This window comes from Labrys miyagiensis, from assembly GCF_030160835.1.
GTDB classification, from domain to species: Bacteria; Pseudomonadota; Alphaproteobacteria; order Rhizobiales; family Labraceae; genus Labrys; species Labrys miyagiensis.
In genome coordinates this window covers 46,566-61,340 of record NZ_BSPC01000045.1, presented here as the reverse complement: position 1 = coordinate 61,340, position 14,775 = coordinate 46,566, and the positions used below count along the sequence as shown (strand labels likewise).

Annotated in this window: 13 protein-coding genes; 6 read left to right on the top strand and 7 right to left on the bottom strand. The window is 63.4% G+C overall.

Annotation, left to right across the window (positions count from 1 at the left end; all coding sequences use genetic code 11):
* Window positions 1-92: 92 nt before the first annotated feature.
* Both QQL24_RS21040 and QQL24_RS21035 read left to right on the top strand, forming a co-directional pair.
* Window positions 93-1,769 (top strand): FAD-dependent oxidoreductase, encoded by a 1,677-nt coding sequence (locus QQL24_RS21040; RefSeq protein ID WP_284314257.1) that lies wholly within the window; start codon window positions 93-95, stop codon window positions 1,767-1,769.
* Window positions 1,770-1,783: 14 nt separating this feature from the next.
* Complete coding sequence (locus QQL24_RS21035) at window positions 1,784-2,089, top strand: UBP-type zinc finger domain-containing protein (protein WP_284314256.1); 306 nt, start codon at window positions 1,784-1,786, stop codon at window positions 2,087-2,089.
* A 167-nt stretch (window positions 2,090-2,256) separates the two neighbouring features.
* Here QQL24_RS21035 and QQL24_RS21030 read toward each other — a convergent pair whose 3' ends face one another.
* Both QQL24_RS21030 and QQL24_RS21025 read right to left on the bottom strand, forming a co-directional pair.
* Window positions 2,257-6,015, bottom strand: a complete 3,759-nt coding sequence (locus QQL24_RS21030) for a vitamin B12-dependent ribonucleotide reductase (RefSeq protein ID WP_284314255.1) — start codon at window positions 6,013-6,015, stop codon at window positions 2,257-2,259.
* 511 nt (window positions 6,016-6,526) lie between these two features.
* A complete protein-coding gene (locus QQL24_RS21025) occupies window positions 6,527-7,819 on the bottom strand; it encodes an NAD(P)/FAD-dependent oxidoreductase (RefSeq protein ID WP_284314254.1) in 1,293 nt (430 codons plus the stop codon).
* A gap of 134 nt (window positions 7,820-7,953) precedes the next feature.
* Between QQL24_RS21025 and QQL24_RS21020 the strand changes: the two genes are divergently transcribed.
* The 4 genes from QQL24_RS21020 (at window position 7,954) to QQL24_RS21005 (ending at window position 10,670) form a co-directional block, all read left to right on the top strand.
* A complete protein-coding gene (locus tag QQL24_RS21020) occupies window positions 7,954-8,439 on the top strand; it encodes a DUF1003 domain-containing protein (protein WP_284314253.1) in 486 nt (161 codons plus the stop codon).
* Between the two features lie 112 nt (window positions 8,440-8,551).
* Window positions 8,552-9,490, top strand: a complete 939-nt coding sequence (locus tag QQL24_RS21015) for a nucleoside hydrolase (protein ID WP_284314252.1) — start codon at window positions 8,552-8,554, stop codon at window positions 9,488-9,490.
* Window positions 9,491-9,579: 89 nt separating this feature from the next.
* Window positions 9,580-9,987 (top strand): NADH:ubiquinone oxidoreductase subunit NDUFA12, encoded by a 408-nt coding sequence (locus QQL24_RS21010; protein WP_284314251.1) that lies wholly within the window; start codon window positions 9,580-9,582, stop codon window positions 9,985-9,987.
* A 92-nt stretch (window positions 9,988-10,079) separates the two neighbouring features.
* Window positions 10,080-10,670 (top strand): DUF2155 domain-containing protein, encoded by a 591-nt coding sequence (locus tag QQL24_RS21005; protein WP_431310727.1) that lies wholly within the window; start codon window positions 10,080-10,082, stop codon window positions 10,668-10,670.
* Between the two features lie 54 nt (window positions 10,671-10,724).
* Here QQL24_RS21005 and aat read toward each other — a convergent pair whose 3' ends face one another.
* From aat to QQL24_RS20980, 5 genes are all read right to left on the bottom strand, one after another.
* Window positions 10,725-11,405: a leucyl/phenylalanyl-tRNA--protein transferase gene (gene aat, locus QQL24_RS21000; RefSeq protein ID WP_284314250.1), complete on the bottom strand. Its 681-nt coding sequence runs from the start codon at window positions 11,403-11,405 to the stop codon at window positions 10,725-10,727.
* A gap of 9 nt (window positions 11,406-11,414) precedes the next feature.
* Window positions 11,415-12,773, bottom strand: a complete 1,359-nt coding sequence (accC, locus tag QQL24_RS20995) for an acetyl-CoA carboxylase biotin carboxylase subunit (protein ID WP_284314249.1) — start codon at window positions 12,771-12,773, stop codon at window positions 11,415-11,417.
* Window positions 12,774-12,778: 5 nt separating this feature from the next.
* On the bottom strand, window positions 12,779-13,255 hold the full coding sequence (accB, locus tag QQL24_RS20990; protein WP_284314281.1) for an acetyl-CoA carboxylase biotin carboxyl carrier protein: 477 nt from the start codon (window positions 13,253-13,255) through the stop codon (window positions 12,779-12,781).
* A 44-nt stretch (window positions 13,256-13,299) separates the two neighbouring features.
* Complete coding sequence (aroQ, locus tag QQL24_RS20985; RefSeq protein WP_284314248.1) at window positions 13,300-13,740, bottom strand: type II 3-dehydroquinate dehydratase; 441 nt, start codon at window positions 13,738-13,740, stop codon at window positions 13,300-13,302.
* 124 nt (window positions 13,741-13,864) lie between these two features.
* Window positions 13,865-14,629, bottom strand: a complete 765-nt coding sequence (locus QQL24_RS20980; protein ID WP_284314247.1) for a DsbA family protein — start codon at window positions 14,627-14,629, stop codon at window positions 13,865-13,867.
* Between the last annotated feature and the right edge of the window lie 146 nt (window positions 14,630-14,775).

Below are 14,775 nucleotides of genomic sequence, written 5' to 3'. Positions count from 1 at the left end.
TCGACGGGAAGGGGATGGAGAACGGGATTGGGGGGCGACACATCGGAACCGATCGTCGCTCATCCGGGGTCGCCGGCTGGCGGAGCAAAGTCATGACAACTCCATCCATTGGCTCTGCTGCCTCGAATGCCCGCTTCGAGCAGATGTTTCCCACACTCACCAGTGTCGAAATTGCCCGGATGGGGAAGTTCGGCGAGCCGAGGCGCTATCGCGATCGCGAGCGTATCGTCGAGAGCGGCAAGCCTGGTGCGGGCATGATCGTGGTGCTTTCGGGCCATGTGGCGATCACACAACGCGATGGGCTGGGCCACGTCTCGCCGGTCGTCGAATACGGGCCGGGACAGTTCCTCGGCGAGGTGGGTCAACTATCGGGCCGCGCTTCATTCGTCGATGCCCATGCCGAAGGCGAGGTCGAGGCCATCGTCATCGCGCCGGCGCGCTTGCGGCGGCTGTTGACGGCAGAGGCCGATCTGGGCGAGCGCATCATGCGTGCCCTGATTCTCCGCCGCGTCGGCCTGATCCAGAGCGGCGTCGGCGGCCCCTTGCTCGTCGGCAGCCTCCATATGCCAGATGTCATGCGCCTGCAGAGCTTCCTCACCCGCAACGCCTACCCCTATCACCTCCTCGATCCCACCGTCGACGCCGAGGCGGCAGGCCTGGTTGCAGCCGCGCCAACTGCTCTGAAAGGGCTGCCATGGGTCGTCATGTCGGATGGTACGACGCTGCACAACCCGACAGAAGCCGAGTTGGCGCGGGCCATGGGCATGCTCGCGGAGCGCCCGGCCAGCGCGCTGTATGATGTCGCCATCGTCGGGGCCGGCCCGGCGGGGCTGGCAACCGCGGTCTATGCCTGCTCGGAGGGACTGTCCGCTGTCGTACTCGACGCCCGGGCGTTCGGCGGACAGGCTGGCGCGAGTGCCCGGATTGAGAATTATTTCGGCTTTCCCACCGGCATCTCAGGGCAGGCCCTGGTGGGCCGAGCTTTCGCCCAGGCGCAAAAATTCGGCGCGGAGGTGATGATTCCATGTGAAGTGAAGCGGCTGGATTGCAGCAGGGCCGACGGTCTCCTCGCGCTTGAACTGGAGGGTGGGGCGCGCGTCCGCGCTCGTTCGGTCGTGATCGCCAGCGGCGCCCGCTATCGCCGTCCCAGCGTCGCCGACCTGCAGGTCTATGAAGGCAAAGGCGTCTGGTACTGGGCCTCGCCCATCGAAGCCAGGTTCTGCGCCGGCCAGGAGGTCATCATCGTCGGCGGCGGCAATTCGGCGGGGCAGGCGGCGGTGTTTTTGTCCGGTGCGGCCGAGAATGTGCATGTCATGGTGCGCGGCAGCGGACTTGCCGAGACCATGTCGCAATATCTCGTCGATCGCATAGCCGCGGCCCCCAATATCGCCCTGCATACGCGCACGCAGCTGACGGCCCTGGAGGGCTCGCCGGAAACCGGTCTTGAAAAGGTGCGCTGGCGTAACGAGGAGGCCGGCCTGGACCATGAGAGGGACATTCGCAATGTCTTCCTCTTCATCGGTGCGGAGCCGGCGACGGCCTGGCTTTCCGATTGCGGCGTGGAGCTGGATAAGGCCGGCTTCGTCATCACCGGCCTGCCTGTGAACTCCTCGGCGTCGCCGCTCGAGACGAGTGTGCCGGGCGTCTTCGCCGTGGGCGATGTACGCTCCGGCTCCGTCAAACGCGTCGGTGGCGCCATCGGCGAGGGGGCCCAGGTCGTCGCCGCCCTGCATGGCTTTCTCACCGGAGCACGACAATCCACCGCTTAGACAGGAAAGCAACCATGGATGAATGCGCCCACGCCGAAGACATACCCGTGGTTACCCCCAGCGCGCTCGGCTGCGAGGAATGCCTCAAATCAGGCAGCACCTGGGTTCACCTGCGCCTGTGCCGGACATGCGGCCACGTCGGCTGCTGCGATGACTCACCCAACAAGCACGCCACACGGCATTTCAAGGCAACCGGCCACCCGGTGATCGAAGGCTATGATCCACCGGAAGGCTGGGGCTGGTGCTACATCGACGAGTGCTTCATCGACCTTGAGGGGAATGTGACGCCGCATAACGGCCCGATCCCGCGTTATTATTAGGTGCATCGTCCCAGGAGAATGCCGCGGCATTCGTCCCCAGCGCGATTCGCGCGCAAGCGGCCGGCACATCCTCGTTAGAAAACAATCGCCCGCCAAGTTTGTTTGACGGGCGAATGTTAGAGTTTTTAAGCCATTGAAATCACAGGTACTTTTGAAGCATCACTGTCTCAGCTGCAGCCCGTCGTGCCACCGCAGGTATCGCACTTCAGGCATGTCCCATTCCGCACCAGCGTGAAGTTGGCGCATTCGGGGCAGGCCTCGCCTTCATAGCCGCGCAGCTTGGCTTCCTTGCGGCGTTCGGAAGCAGGCTTCACGACCGGAGCGGGCGCGCTCCAGGCGAGGCTGTCGAGGGCTTCCTCCTCCTTCAGCGCAGTAGCGCCGATGGTGGCGCCCGGCCCTGCCACCACACCGCGGGTGAGGCCGGCACTGGCCACAGCAGAGGAGAGGGCGGTGATGGCGCCGCGTGCTTCGCCGGAGACCGGGGCGAGCGAGGTGCTGGCGGCGGCAGCGCCGCCCGGCATCACCACGAAGCGCTCGGTCTTGGAGCGCACGAGACCACGCGAGACCGGGGCAATCACGGGGGCTGCCGGAGCGCGGCTTTCGCTGTTGCCGCCGCCAAGGGTGGCGTGGCTGTCCTCGTCCGGAATGACATGGGCGAGGTCATAGCGGCCGATATAGGAGATGGCGAGCTCGCGGAACACATAGTCGAGAATCGACGTGGCGTTCTTGATCGAGTCGTTGCCCTGCACGAAGCCGGCCGGTTCGAAGCGCGTGAAGGTGAAGGCCTCCACATATTCCTCCAGCGGCACGCCATATTGCAGGCCGAGCGAGATGGCGATGGCGAAATTGTTCATCATGGCGCGGAAGGCGGCGCCTTCCTTGTGCATGTCGATGAAGATCTCGCCAAGACGGCCATCGTCATATTCGCCGGTGCGCAGATAGATCTTGTGGCCGCCCACCGTGGCCTTCTGGGTATAGCCCTTGCGGCGATCGGGCATCTTCTCGCGCTCACGGGCGACTTCCACCCGCTCGATGATGCGCTCGACGATCTTCTCGGCCACCTGCGCGGCGCGGGCCGGCACGGAACGCTCGAGATGCTCTTCTACCGCATCCTGCTCGTCCTCGTCGGCGAGAAGCTGCGAATTGAGCGGCTGCGAGAGCTTGGAGCCGTCGCGATAGAGCGCGTTGGCCTTGAGAGCGAGGCGCCAGGAGAGCTGGTAGGCTGCCTTGCAATCCTCGACCGTGGCGTCGTTCGGCATGTTGATGGTCTTGGAGATCGCGCCCGAGATGAAGGGCTGGGCCGCCGCCATCATGCGGATATGGCTGTCGACCGAGAGATAACGCTTGCCGATGCGCCCGCACGGATTGGCGCAATCGAACACCGGCAGGTGCTCGGCCTTGAGGTGCGGGGCACCTTCCAGCGTCATCGCGCCGCAAACATGCACATTGGCCTTCTCGATGTCCGACTTGGAGAAGCCGAGATAAGTGAGGAGGTCGAACGAAGCCTCGTTCAGCTTCTCGGCGGGTACGCCGAGCTTGCCGGTGATGAAATCTTCGCCCAGCGTCCACTTGTTGAAGACGAACTTGATGTCGAAGGCCGCGCCGAGGGCCTTTTCGACCTGCGCCAGCTTCTCCGCTGTGAAGCCCTTGGCGAGCAGCGAGGTGTGGTTGATCGACGGAGCTTGGCGCAGCGAGGCATGGCCCACCGCATAGGCCTCCATCTCGGCGATATCGGCTTCCGAATAGCCCAGCGTGCGCAAGGCTTCGGGAACCGCGCGGTTGATGATCTTGAAGTAGCCGCCGCCGGCCAGCTTCTTGAACTTCACCAGGGCGAAGTCGGGCTCGATGCCGGTGGTGTCGCAATCCATGACGAGGCCAATCGTGCCGGTCGGCGCGATCACGGTCGCCTGGGCATTGCGGTAGCCATGCTTCTCGCCGAGAGCCAGGGCCTTGTCCCAGGCTTCCTTGGCATGGTCGGCAATAGCGGCGCCGTACTCGCCAAGGCCCGCGAGGGTGGCAAGGTCGAGCGCGACCGGATTGGTGGCGAGGGCCTCGTAGCCCGTGGTCTCGCCATGGGCGGCGCGGCGGTGGTTGCGGATGACGCGCAGCATGGAGTCGCGGTTCGGCTCATAGTCCGGGAAGGCGCCAAGCTCCTTGGCCATCTCGGCCGAGGTCGCATAGGCCACGCCCGTCATGATCGCTGAGAAGGCGCCGCCCAGAGCGCGGCCCTGGTCGGAATCATAGGGGATACCCGAAGTCATCAGCAGGCCGCCGATATTGGCATAGCCCAGGCCCAGCGTGCGGTAGCGGTAGGAAAGCTCCGCGATCGCCTTGGAGGGGAACTGCGCCATCATCACCGAGATTTCGAGCACGACGGTCCACAGGCGGACGGCATGCTCGTAGGAAGCCAGGTTGAAGCTGCCGTCGGCGTTGCGGAACTGCAGCAGGTTCAAGGACGCCAGGTTGCAGGCCGTGTCGTCGAGGAACATGTATTCCGAGCACGGGTTGGAGGCGCGGATCGGCCCCGATGCAGCGCAGGTGTGCCAGTCGTTGATGGTGGTGTGGAACTGGATGCCCGGATCCGCCGAAGCCCAGGCGGCATGGCCGATCTTTTCCCAAAGGTCGCGAGCCTTCAGGGTCTTCACGGTCTTGCCGGTGATGCGGGCCTTGAGCTCCCAGTCGCTGTCCTTCTCGACGGCATTCAGGAAGGCGTCGTCGACGCGCACCGAATTGTTGGAATTCTGGCCGGCCACTGTCAGATAGGCCTCCGAATCCCAGTCCGTGTCATAGGTGTCGAAGGCGATATCCTTGTAGCCCTGCTTGGCGAACTGGATGACGCGCTTGACCAGATTATCGGAGACAAGGTTGCGGCGGGCCGCCTTGATCTCGCGCTTGAGGGCAGGGTTGCGCTCGGGGTCGAAGCAATCCTCGCCCGGGCCTTCGCACTGCACGCAGGCGCGCATCACGGCCTTGAGGTGCCGCTGCACGATCTTGGAGCCGGTGACGAGAGCAGCGACCTTCTGCTCCTCCTTCACCTTCCAGTCGATATAGGTCTCGATATCGGGGTGATCGGCATCGACGACCACCATCTTGGCGGCGCGGCGCGTAGTGCCGCCAGACTTGATGGCGCCGGCGGCGCGGTCGCCGATCTTCAGGAAAGACATCAGGCCGGAGGAGCGTCCGCCGCCCGAGAGCTTCTCGCCCTCGCTGCGCAGGGCCGAGAAGTTGGAGCCGGTGCCCGAGCCATATTTGAACAGGCGCGCCTCGCGCACCCACAGATCCATGATGCCGCCCTCGTTGACGAGGTCGTCGGCAACCGACTGGATGAAGCAGGCATGCGGCTGCGGATGCTCGTAGGCCGAGGTCGACGAGGTCAGCTTGCCGGTCTTGTAGTCGACATAGAAATGGCCCTGGCCGGGGCCGTCGATGCCATAGGCCCAGTGCAGGCCGGTGTTGAACCATTGCGGCGAGTTCGGCGCCACCATCTGCATGGCGAGCATGTAGCGGTGCTCGTCATAGAAGGCCTGCGCATCCTCCTCGGTGTCGAAATAGCCGCCCTTCCAGCCCCAATAGGTCCAGGTGCCGGCGAGGCGATCGAAGACCTGGCGCGAATCCGTCTCGCCGACAGTGCGCTCGGCCTCGGGGAGGGCGGCCAGAGCCTTCTTGTCGGGGGTGGCGCGCCACAGCCAGGACGGCACGGCGTTTTCTTCCACCTTCTTCATGATCGCGGGCACGCCCGCCTTGCGGAAGTATTTCTGCGCCAGGATATCGGCCGCGACCTGGCTCCAGGCCTCGGGTACGGCGATATTCTCAAGACGGAAGACGATCGAGCCGTCCGGATTCCGGATCTCGCTCGTCGCTGTCCGGAAGGCGATGGAGGCGTAAGGGGACTGCCCCTTCTTCGTGTAAAGCCGTTCTATCCGCATTGCGATCTGCCCCGAAAATTGGACGCAAAAACCCGCGCCGTGCCATGATCACGGCTCGGTTCACGCTATCTGACATCCTGTTCTACTGTGTCCTACAGGGTGCATTGCCCCCGCCCGCAGTTGGAACCCCCGGTTCGAAAACCTGGTCGTTACCCCCGGAGTTCCCCCCGCCGCTGACGTTTCAGACTATAGATTGAAGGTAGGCATGCAGGCGGGGTGCGTCAAGATTTTGTGCCGGCAAAATCGAGACTATCTACATATGGTATTGAGCTGTGGAAAAGGGTGAGCGGCATGAGCGCTTGGCGACAAGGCTCGGGAATCTCTCAAGGAATCCTCGACATCAGCCCGTCGTGGAATTGCCATGTTCCGGTCATGTTTCATTTACCATGTCCCGAGATGGCACATGGACACCCCACAAGAGCTTGTGTGCAAGCCCCTGAGAAGGTGCCGTAAGGGTAGCGATATCGGAGAAAATCGCCGGCGAATCGCGGCGGAACGGTTCCATCATCTTTCAGGAGGTCGTCCGGCCCCCGGACGATTCGCTCTCGTTGTCGCTGCCTTGCGTGATGAGGCGCGCGCTGCGCTGGTTGCGGGCGTGAATCCACAGCCAGTTCAGTGCCACGCTGAGGCGGGTGCGCACGCCGATCAGGAAGTAGATATGGGCAATACCCCATATCCACCAGGCAATTGCGCCACGAAGCTTGATCCAGCCGAAATCGATGATGGCCTTGCGCTTGCCGATCTGGGCAAGGCTTCCCTGATGCCTGTATTGGAACGGGCCTGGCGCGGCACCCCCTTCGAGGCGGCCTCTGATGGCCCTGGCGACATAGATGCCGGCCTGTTTCGCCGCCGGTGCGATGCCGGGAACCGGCTTGCCATTCAGGCCGGGCAGGGTGACGGTATCGCCGATCGCGAAGATTTCGGGATGGCCGGGAATGGTCAGGTCCGGCTGGATGATGATTCGCCCGTTCCGATCTGCTGGCACGCCGAGCCATTCGGCGGCGGGCGATGCGCGCACGCCGGCAGCCCAGACGATGGTCCTCGCCGCGAGCGTCTTGCCGCCATAGACAACGCCTTGCGCCGTGCATTCGGTGACGGCCGCGCCGAGCTCGACCTCCACACCAAGCTCTTCGAGCGAACGCTTCGTGTAATCTGTGAGATCCTCGGGATAACCCGCCAGAACGCGCGGCCCGGCCTCGATCAGCACCACGCGGGCCTTATGGGTGTCGATGTTGCGGAAATCCGGCGGCAGCGTGTCGCGGGCGAGTTCGGCGATGGTGCCGGCAAGCTCGACGCCCGTCGGGCCCGCACCGACGATGACGAAGGTGAGGAGCGCATCCTGCGCCTTCGGATCGGTTTCCATCTCCGCCTCTTCAAAGGCCATCAGGATGCGGCGGCGAATCGTGGTGGCGTCCTCGATGGTCTTGAGGCCTGGCGCGTAGGGCTCCCATTCGTCGTGGCCGAAATAGGCGTGGCGGGCACCGGTGGCGAGGAGGAGGGTGTCATAGGGCACGCTGGCGCCATCGCGCAGCCGCACCTGGCGCGCTTCCTGGTCGACGCCGACCACTTCGGCCAGCAGCGTGGTGACTTCGGGCCGCCCACGCATCAATTGGCGGATCGGCCAGGCGATCTCGGAGGTGGCGAGCGAGGCGGTGGCGACCTGGTAGAGCAGGGGCTGGAAGATATGGTGGTTGCGCTGGTCGATCACGGTGATTTCCACCGGCGCGCCCTTGAGATGATTCACCGCCTCCAGGCCTCCGAAACCGGCGCCGACGATGACGACACGATGAAGCCCTTCAGCCATTGTTCGTTCTCCTGCTGCCATCGCCAGTGAGCGAGCACCCGCTTAGACACCGATTTGACGCCAATAAAAAGCACCAAGAGAAACAGCGGATTTTGTACCATCCCCGCAAACCGCCCCACCCGAGAGAGATGAAGATGAGTCTCGCCACCAAACTGCACGATGACGAACTGGCCCTCCTTCACAGATTGCGGGGGGAACGGCGCACACGCAGGCCGCCGCGCCCGTCGGATTTGTCCTTCGGCGCCCAGGTCGCCGATTTCGTCGCGGCCATGATGGGCAGCTGGCCCTTCATCATCGTGCAGTCGATCCTGCTGGTGGCCTGGATGGTGCTCAATATTGCCGCCTGGGTGCAGCATTGGGACCCCTATCCCTTCATCCTGCTCAACCTGGCGCTCTCGTTCCAGGCCGCCTATGCCGCGCCCTTCATCATGATGAGCCAGAACCGCCAGGCCGCTATCGACCGGGCCGCCGCTACCCATGATTATGATGTGAACACCAAGGCCGAGCTTGAGATCGAGCTCCTGCACCAGAAATTGGACCTTCTGCGCGAGACGCAGGTGGCGGAACTGATTGGGCTGGTGAGGAGGCTCGAGGAGAAGCTGGATGCTCACAAGGAATAGCGGTGCGGATGTTGGGCATTTTGTGCCCCGATAGACCGGATCGCCTCCCGATCTTGCTTCCCTCTTCGCCCCGGTCCATGGTCCGGCGCGTCCTTCCTGTTCTGAGTCTCCCATGCCCCGTTCCATCATCATCGACACCGATCCCGGCCAGGACGATGCGCTGGCCATCCTGTTGGCACTGGGCAATCCCGAGGCGATCGAGGTGATCGGCATCACCGCCGTGGCGGGAAATGTGCCGCTGGCTCTCACCAGCCGGAATGTACGGGTGATCTGCGAGCTGGCCGATCGCGCCGACATCACCGTCTGCGCCGGCGCCGATCAGCCGCTTCTCAGGCCGCTGGTCACCGCCGAGCATGTGCATGGCAAGACGGGGCTCGACGGCGCGGATCTGCCGGAGCCGGCGATGCCGCTCGACCCTCGCCATGGCGTCGACTTCATCATCGAGACCCTGATGACGCGGTCTCCGGGCACCGTGACGCTGTGCGCGCTCGGGCCGCTCACCAACCTCGCCATGGCCCTGATCCGCGAGCCGCGTATCGCGCCGCGCATCCAGGAGATCGTGCTGATGGGCGGCGGCTGCTTCGAGGGTGGCAACATCACGCCGGCAGCCGAGTTCAACATCTTCGTCGATCCCCATGCCGCCAAGGTGGTTTTCGGTTCGGGCGCGCCGGTTACCATGGTGCCGCTCGATACCACGCACAAGGCGCTGACCACGCCCGCCCGCGTCGCCGCCATCAAGGCCATAGGCTCGAAAGTCTCACGGGCGACAGTGGGTTGGCTCGATTTCTTCGAGCGTTTCGATGTGCAGAAATATGGCTCGGAGGGTGGACCGCTGCACGACCCCTGCGTCATCGCCTGGCTGATCAAGCCGGAGCTGTTTTCCGGCCGTCCCTGCAATGTCGAGATCGAAACCACGTCCGAACTCACCATGGGCATGACGGTGGTCGACTGGTGGGGTGTCACTCAGCGGCCGAAGAATGCTCATGTGCTGGGGCATGTTCAGGCAGATGGGTTCTTCGGACTGATCTCACAGGCTATCGCGCGTCTATAAATCGCGGCCCAGGCGCGGGGTAACGGTGGACATCGCCGCCGCTCTTGGCCATAAGACATCTCAGTACGTCATCGCGAATGGCAGCCAGTATGAACATGCTTCTCCAGATCTTCACATGGTGGAACGGCTCCACGATCGGGACCCGCTTCTGGACCTCGCGCAAGGGCGAGCGTGTGGGTGAGGACGAGTTCGGCAATGTCTATTACCGCACCAAGGGCGGCGCCGTGGATCCGACCATCGGCGTGCAGCGGCGCTGGGTGCTGTATAAGGGCTATGCCGAGGCGACCGCGATCCCGCCGGGCTGGTGGGGTTGGATGCATCACCAGATCGATACGCCTCCGAGCGAGACCGAGTACAAGCCGCACGAATGGCAGAAGCCCCATCGCCCGAACCAGACGGGCACGGTGAACGCCTATCACCCTAAGGGCTCGATGCTTTCCCACGGCCACCGCCAAGCCGCCACGGGCGACTACAAGGCCTGGACACCAGGCGAGTAACGGGGGAAGAGGCGTCGGTTTCGACAGCCGTCTTTTCGCCCCGATAGGGCAGTATGCCGTTCGGGCTGCCTTGGACACGGACCTGCTTTCCCTTGAGTCTTTTTGCTTCTTCCTCTCTGCGCTGCTTCCTGCTGACTGGCCTGGCCTTGGCCGGCGTTTCGGCCGCGACTGGCGTCGACCAGGCTCTTGCGGAGAGGATCGCCAATCCGACGGCGGTATTCACCGGCCTCGACAAGATCTCGGGCGAGATCAGCACCTTCGAGGTGCCCGTCGGTCAGACGGTAAAGTTCGGCGCGCTCAGCGTGACGCCGCGCGTGTGTTATTCGCGTTCGGCCAGCGAGGATCCGCAGACCACCAGCTTCGTCGAGATCGACGAGATGACCCTCAGCAAGAAGGTCGAGCGCCTGTTCAATGGCTGGATGTTTGCGGCCAGCCCCGGCCTGAACGGTGTCGAGCATCCCGTCTATGACGTATGGCTCAACGACTGCAAGGGCGGCAAGAGCACCGAGCCGCCACCGCCCCCAGTCGTCGCCGCTGCACCAGGCCCCAAGCCAGGCAAGGGCAAGAAGGGCAAGCAGCCGGTGGACGAGACGGCACCTCCACCGCCCGACGCCGGCGACAATGGCAATGGCAATGGCGATTTCTTCGACCAGCCGGTCGATCCCAACGCGCCGCAGGATTAAGCGCTTCCGCTGGCATGGTTATGGCGTTATGGCGGCCAACCTCGGCCTTGGCCGCTATCGGGTCTCATGTTGCGCCAATTCGGCCAGGATCTCCGCGCCCGTCTTCGTCTCGTCCTTTGGCCAGGCCAGGAAGTCGCCGTCGATTTGCAGGGCGTTGTTGAGCAGCAGGTGGTATTGCGAACGGGGCAGTTCTACCGCGCCGAGACTGAGCAGATGGTCCGTGACGAACTGGGTGTCGAGCAGGCGGTAGCCACCATACCGCATCCGGGCCACCAGGTGGGCGAGCGCCACCTTGGAGGCGTCACGTTCGCGGTGGAACATGCTCTCGCCGAAGAAGGCGCCAGCGAGGTCGACGCCATAGAGGCCACCGACCAGCCGCCGCCCCTGATAAGCCTCCACCGTGTGGCAATGGCCGAGTGCGAAGAGCTCGCCATAGAGCTTGCGGATACGCTTGTTGATCCAGGTCGAGCGGCGCCCGGCAGCGGGGGTGGCGCAGGCGTCGATCACCGCCTCGAAATCGTGGTCGACGACCACCTCGAACCGGTCTGAGCGGATCGTGCGGGCGAGACGGTGCGAGACGATCAGATGGTTGAGGGGGATGATGCCTCGATATTCCGGCTCCACCCAATAGAGGCCAGGGTCATCGGCGCTTTCCGCCATCGGGAAAATGCCGCAGGAATAGGCTTTGAGCAGAACCTGCGGCGTGATTTCCAGATCTTGGTCGGCGCTCGACAATGGAACCCCTTATTCGCTGTCGCGCATGCCCCCGGCTTCGAGGAATTTCTCAAGCCAATGAATGTCGTAGAGGCCGTTCTGCATGTCCGGGTTGCGCACCAGGGTGCGGAACAGGGGCAGGGTGGTCTCCACGCCGTCGACCACGAACTCATCGATGGCGCGGCGCAGGCGCATCAGGCATTCGGTGCGCGTGCGGCCATGCACGATGAGCTTGCCGATCAGCGAATCATAATAGGGCGGAATGCGATAGCCCTGATAGACGGCCGAATCGACACGCACGCCGAGTCCACCTGGCGGATGATAATAGCTGATCGTGCCGGGCGAGGGCCGGAACGTCGCGGCATTCTCGGCATTGATGCGGCATTCGATGGCGTGGCCCTCGATCTGCACGTCCGACTGCTTGATCGACAGCGGCGAACCGGCGGCGATCTTGATCTGCTCGTTCACCAGGTCGATGCCGGTGATCATCTCGGTGACCGGATGCTCCACCTGGATGCGGGTGTTCATCTCGATGAAATAGAACTCGCCATTCTCATAGAGGAACTCGATCGTGCCGGCGCCGACATAGCCGAGCTCGATCATCGCGTTGGCGACGATGGTGCCGATCCTGCTGCGCTGCTCGGCATTGAGCGCGGGCGAGGGACCTTCCTCCCAGACCTTCTGGTGGCGGCGCTGCAGCGAGCAATCGCGCTCGCCCAAGTGAATGGCATGGCCCTGGCCGTCGCCGAGCACCTGCAATTCGATATGGCGGGGCTTCTGCAGATATTTTTCCAGATAGACCGCGTCGTCGCCGAAGGCGGCAAGGGCTTCTGCCCGAGCGGTCGCCAGGGCGTCCGGCAGGTCTTCGGCCGACAGCGCCACCTTCATGCCACGTCCGCCGCCGCCGGCGGCAGCCTTGACCAGCACTGGATAGCCGATCTCGCCCGCAATGCGGATGGCGTCGGCATCGTTGGTCACCCCGCCTTCCGAACCTGGCACGCAGGGGATGCCGAGGCGCTTAGCGGTGCGCTTGGCCTCGATCTTGTCCCCCATCATGCGGATATGCTCGGCCTTGGGGCCGATGAAGGCAATGCCGTGCTGGTCGAGAATATCAGCGAAGCGGGCATTCTCGGAGAGGAAGCCGTAACCCGGATGCACGGCTTCGGCGCCGGTGATCTCGCAGGCGGCGATCAGGGCAGGAATGTTGAGATAGCTCTCGCGAGCCGGCGGCGGCCCGATGCAGACGCTCTCGTCGGCGAGCTTGACATGCATTGCATCCGAATCCGCCGTGGAATGCACGGCCACCGTCTTGATGCCCAGTTCCTTGCAGGCCCGCAGCACACGCAGGGCGATCTCGCCGCGATTCGCGATCAGGATCTTGTCAAACATCCACTTTACTCGATGATCATCAGCGGCTGGCCATACTCGACCGGCTGCTTGTCTTCGATGAACAGGGCTGTGACGGTGCCCGACTTCGGTGCGACGATGTCGTTGAAGGTCTTCATGGCTTCGACGATCAGCACGCGGTCGCCCTGGTTGACCTTCGAGCCGACTTCGATGAACGGCTTGGCGCCCGGCGCGGCGCCGAGGAAAGCCGTGCCAACCATCGGGGATTTCAGCACGCCCGGATGGTTGGAAGGATCGGCCGCGACCGGTGCCGCGGGGACGGCCGCGGCAGGAGCCGCCACGGGAGCGGCGACGCCGACAACAGGCGCGCTAACAGGAACCGTTGCCGTGACATTGATCTGCCGCGCCACGCGGATGCGCAGATCCGCCTGCTGCACCTCGATTTCGGTGAGATCCGTCTCCGTGAGGAGATTGGCCAGTTCCCGGATAATCTCGGGATCAATCCCGGATTTGGTTCGCGACATCGTCATGCCTTGCGTTTCCGCGGAGCCCCTGGCCCCGTCATTCATTAAGCCGATACGCTCGAAGCCAGTGCTTCGAGGGCGAGTTCATAGCCCTTCGGGCCAAATCCGCAGATCACGCCCTTGGCAGCCGGCGAGACCCAGGAATGGTGCCGGAAGCTTTCACGCGCGAACACGTTGGATAAATGCAATTCGATTACCGGCAGGCTAACGGCCTTGATGGCGTCATGCAGGGCAATCGAGGTGTGGGTCAGGGCGCCGGGGTTGATGATAAGGCCAGCCGCGCCCTTGTGATAGGCTTCGTGCACCCAGTCGAGCAGCACGCCTTCATGGTTCGTCTGGCGAAATTCCACGGTCATGCCAAGTTGAGCCGCGCGGGCGCGCGCGAGCTTCTCAATGCCTGCCAGATCAAGCGTGCCGTAGACTGATGTCTCGCGGACGCCGAGCATATTGAGATTGGGACCATTCAGAATGTAGACGAGCGCCATGCTTTGAATTCGGGTGATAAAGGCAAAGCCCGAAGCATGATGCATCGGGCCTTCTGCGCCCCTTATAGGGCGGTCCTATTCGGAAGGCAAAGCCGGCGGACAATCATCCACCGGCGATCCCGCTTCAGCCGCAGACGGTCTGCCCGCATTTGCGCATCGAATCGATCTTGGCCTTCAACGCGTCATAGCCGATCGCGCCGGGGACGATCTCACTGCCGATCACATAGGACGGCGTGCCGTTGATGCCAAGCTTGTCTCCGAGTTGCAGGTTGGCGGCGATATCCTTGCGCAAGGATGCGTCGGAGAGGTCCGATTGCAGCTTGGTCATGTCGACGCCGGCATCCTGGGCGACCTGCAAGGCACGATCCTTATCGACGGCGCCGCGCGTAGCCAGCAATTCCTGATGGAAAGGCAGGAACTTGTCGCCTTTGAGCTGTTTCTTGACAGCAAGCGCCACATTGGCCGCCTCGATCGAGCCGGGAGCGAGGATCGGATAGTCGCGTAGTTCGACCCTGAGATTCTTGTCGGTGTCGAGCAGCTTGATCATGTCGGCGAGGCCGCGCTTGCAGTAGCCGCAATTGTAGTCGAAGAACTCGACCAGCGTAACGTCACCCTGCGGATTGCCGAGCACGGCGTTCTGCGGCGCGTTGAGGATGGTGTCCATGTTTTCGGATACCATCTGCTTCTGGCGGTCGGCTGCATCGGCCTCCTGCTTGGCCTGCATCGCATTGAGGGCATCGGTGATGACCTCCGGATGCTTCATCAGATAGTCCTTGACGATCGCCTCGATGGCGGGACGGCTCATCTGCTCATCGGCATTGGCGGACTGCGCGACCATGAGCACGCAGGCGCCCAGCGCCAGTCCGGCCAGAAAACGCTTCAAGAACATCGGTTTCTCCAAAGGTGCCAAGCATGCATCCTGTTTGCATAGGCTTGGGTGTATGACCGGTCAATTAACCGGTCCGTTCGGGATTGCAATCTCACACGATCGTGTTCGATCGGTGGCAGAACGCTCCAAGTGCACTTTCGTTGGCG

What these genes read in the sequence shown, in the direction of transcription:
- QQL24_RS21040 (WP_284314257.1), top strand. Translation starts at nt 93, where the DNA reads ATGACAACTCCATCCATTGGCTCTGCTGCCTCGAATGCCCGCTTCGAG.
- QQL24_RS21035 (WP_284314256.1), top strand. Translation starts at nt 1,784, where the DNA reads ATGGATGAATGCGCCCACGCCGAAGACATACCCGTGGTTACCCCCAGC.
- QQL24_RS21030 (WP_284314255.1), bottom strand. Translation starts at nt 6,015, where the DNA reads ATGCGGATAGAACGGCTTTACACGAAGAAGGGGCAGTCCCCTTACGCC.
- QQL24_RS21025 (WP_284314254.1), bottom strand. Translation starts at nt 7,819, where the DNA reads ATGGCTGAAGGGCTTCATCGTGTCGTCATCGTCGGCGCCGGTTTCGGA.
- QQL24_RS21020 (WP_284314253.1), top strand. Translation starts at nt 7,954, where the DNA reads ATGAGTCTCGCCACCAAACTGCACGATGACGAACTGGCCCTCCTTCAC.
- QQL24_RS21015 (WP_284314252.1), top strand. Translation starts at nt 8,552, where the DNA reads ATGCCCCGTTCCATCATCATCGACACCGATCCCGGCCAGGACGATGCG.
- QQL24_RS21010 (WP_284314251.1), top strand. Translation starts at nt 9,580, where the DNA reads ATGAACATGCTTCTCCAGATCTTCACATGGTGGAACGGCTCCACGATC.
- accC (WP_284314249.1), bottom strand. Translation starts at nt 12,773, where the DNA reads ATGTTTGACAAGATCCTGATCGCGAATCGCGGCGAGATCGCCCTGCGT.
- accB (WP_284314281.1), bottom strand. Translation starts at nt 13,255, where the DNA reads ATGTCGCGAACCAAATCCGGGATTGATCCCGAGATTATCCGGGAACTG.
- aroQ (WP_284314248.1), bottom strand. Translation starts at nt 13,740, where the DNA reads ATGGCGCTCGTCTACATTCTGAATGGTCCCAATCTCAATATGCTCGGC.
- QQL24_RS20980 (WP_284314247.1), bottom strand. Translation starts at nt 14,629, where the DNA reads ATGTTCTTGAAGCGTTTTCTGGCCGGACTGGCGCTGGGCGCCTGCGTG.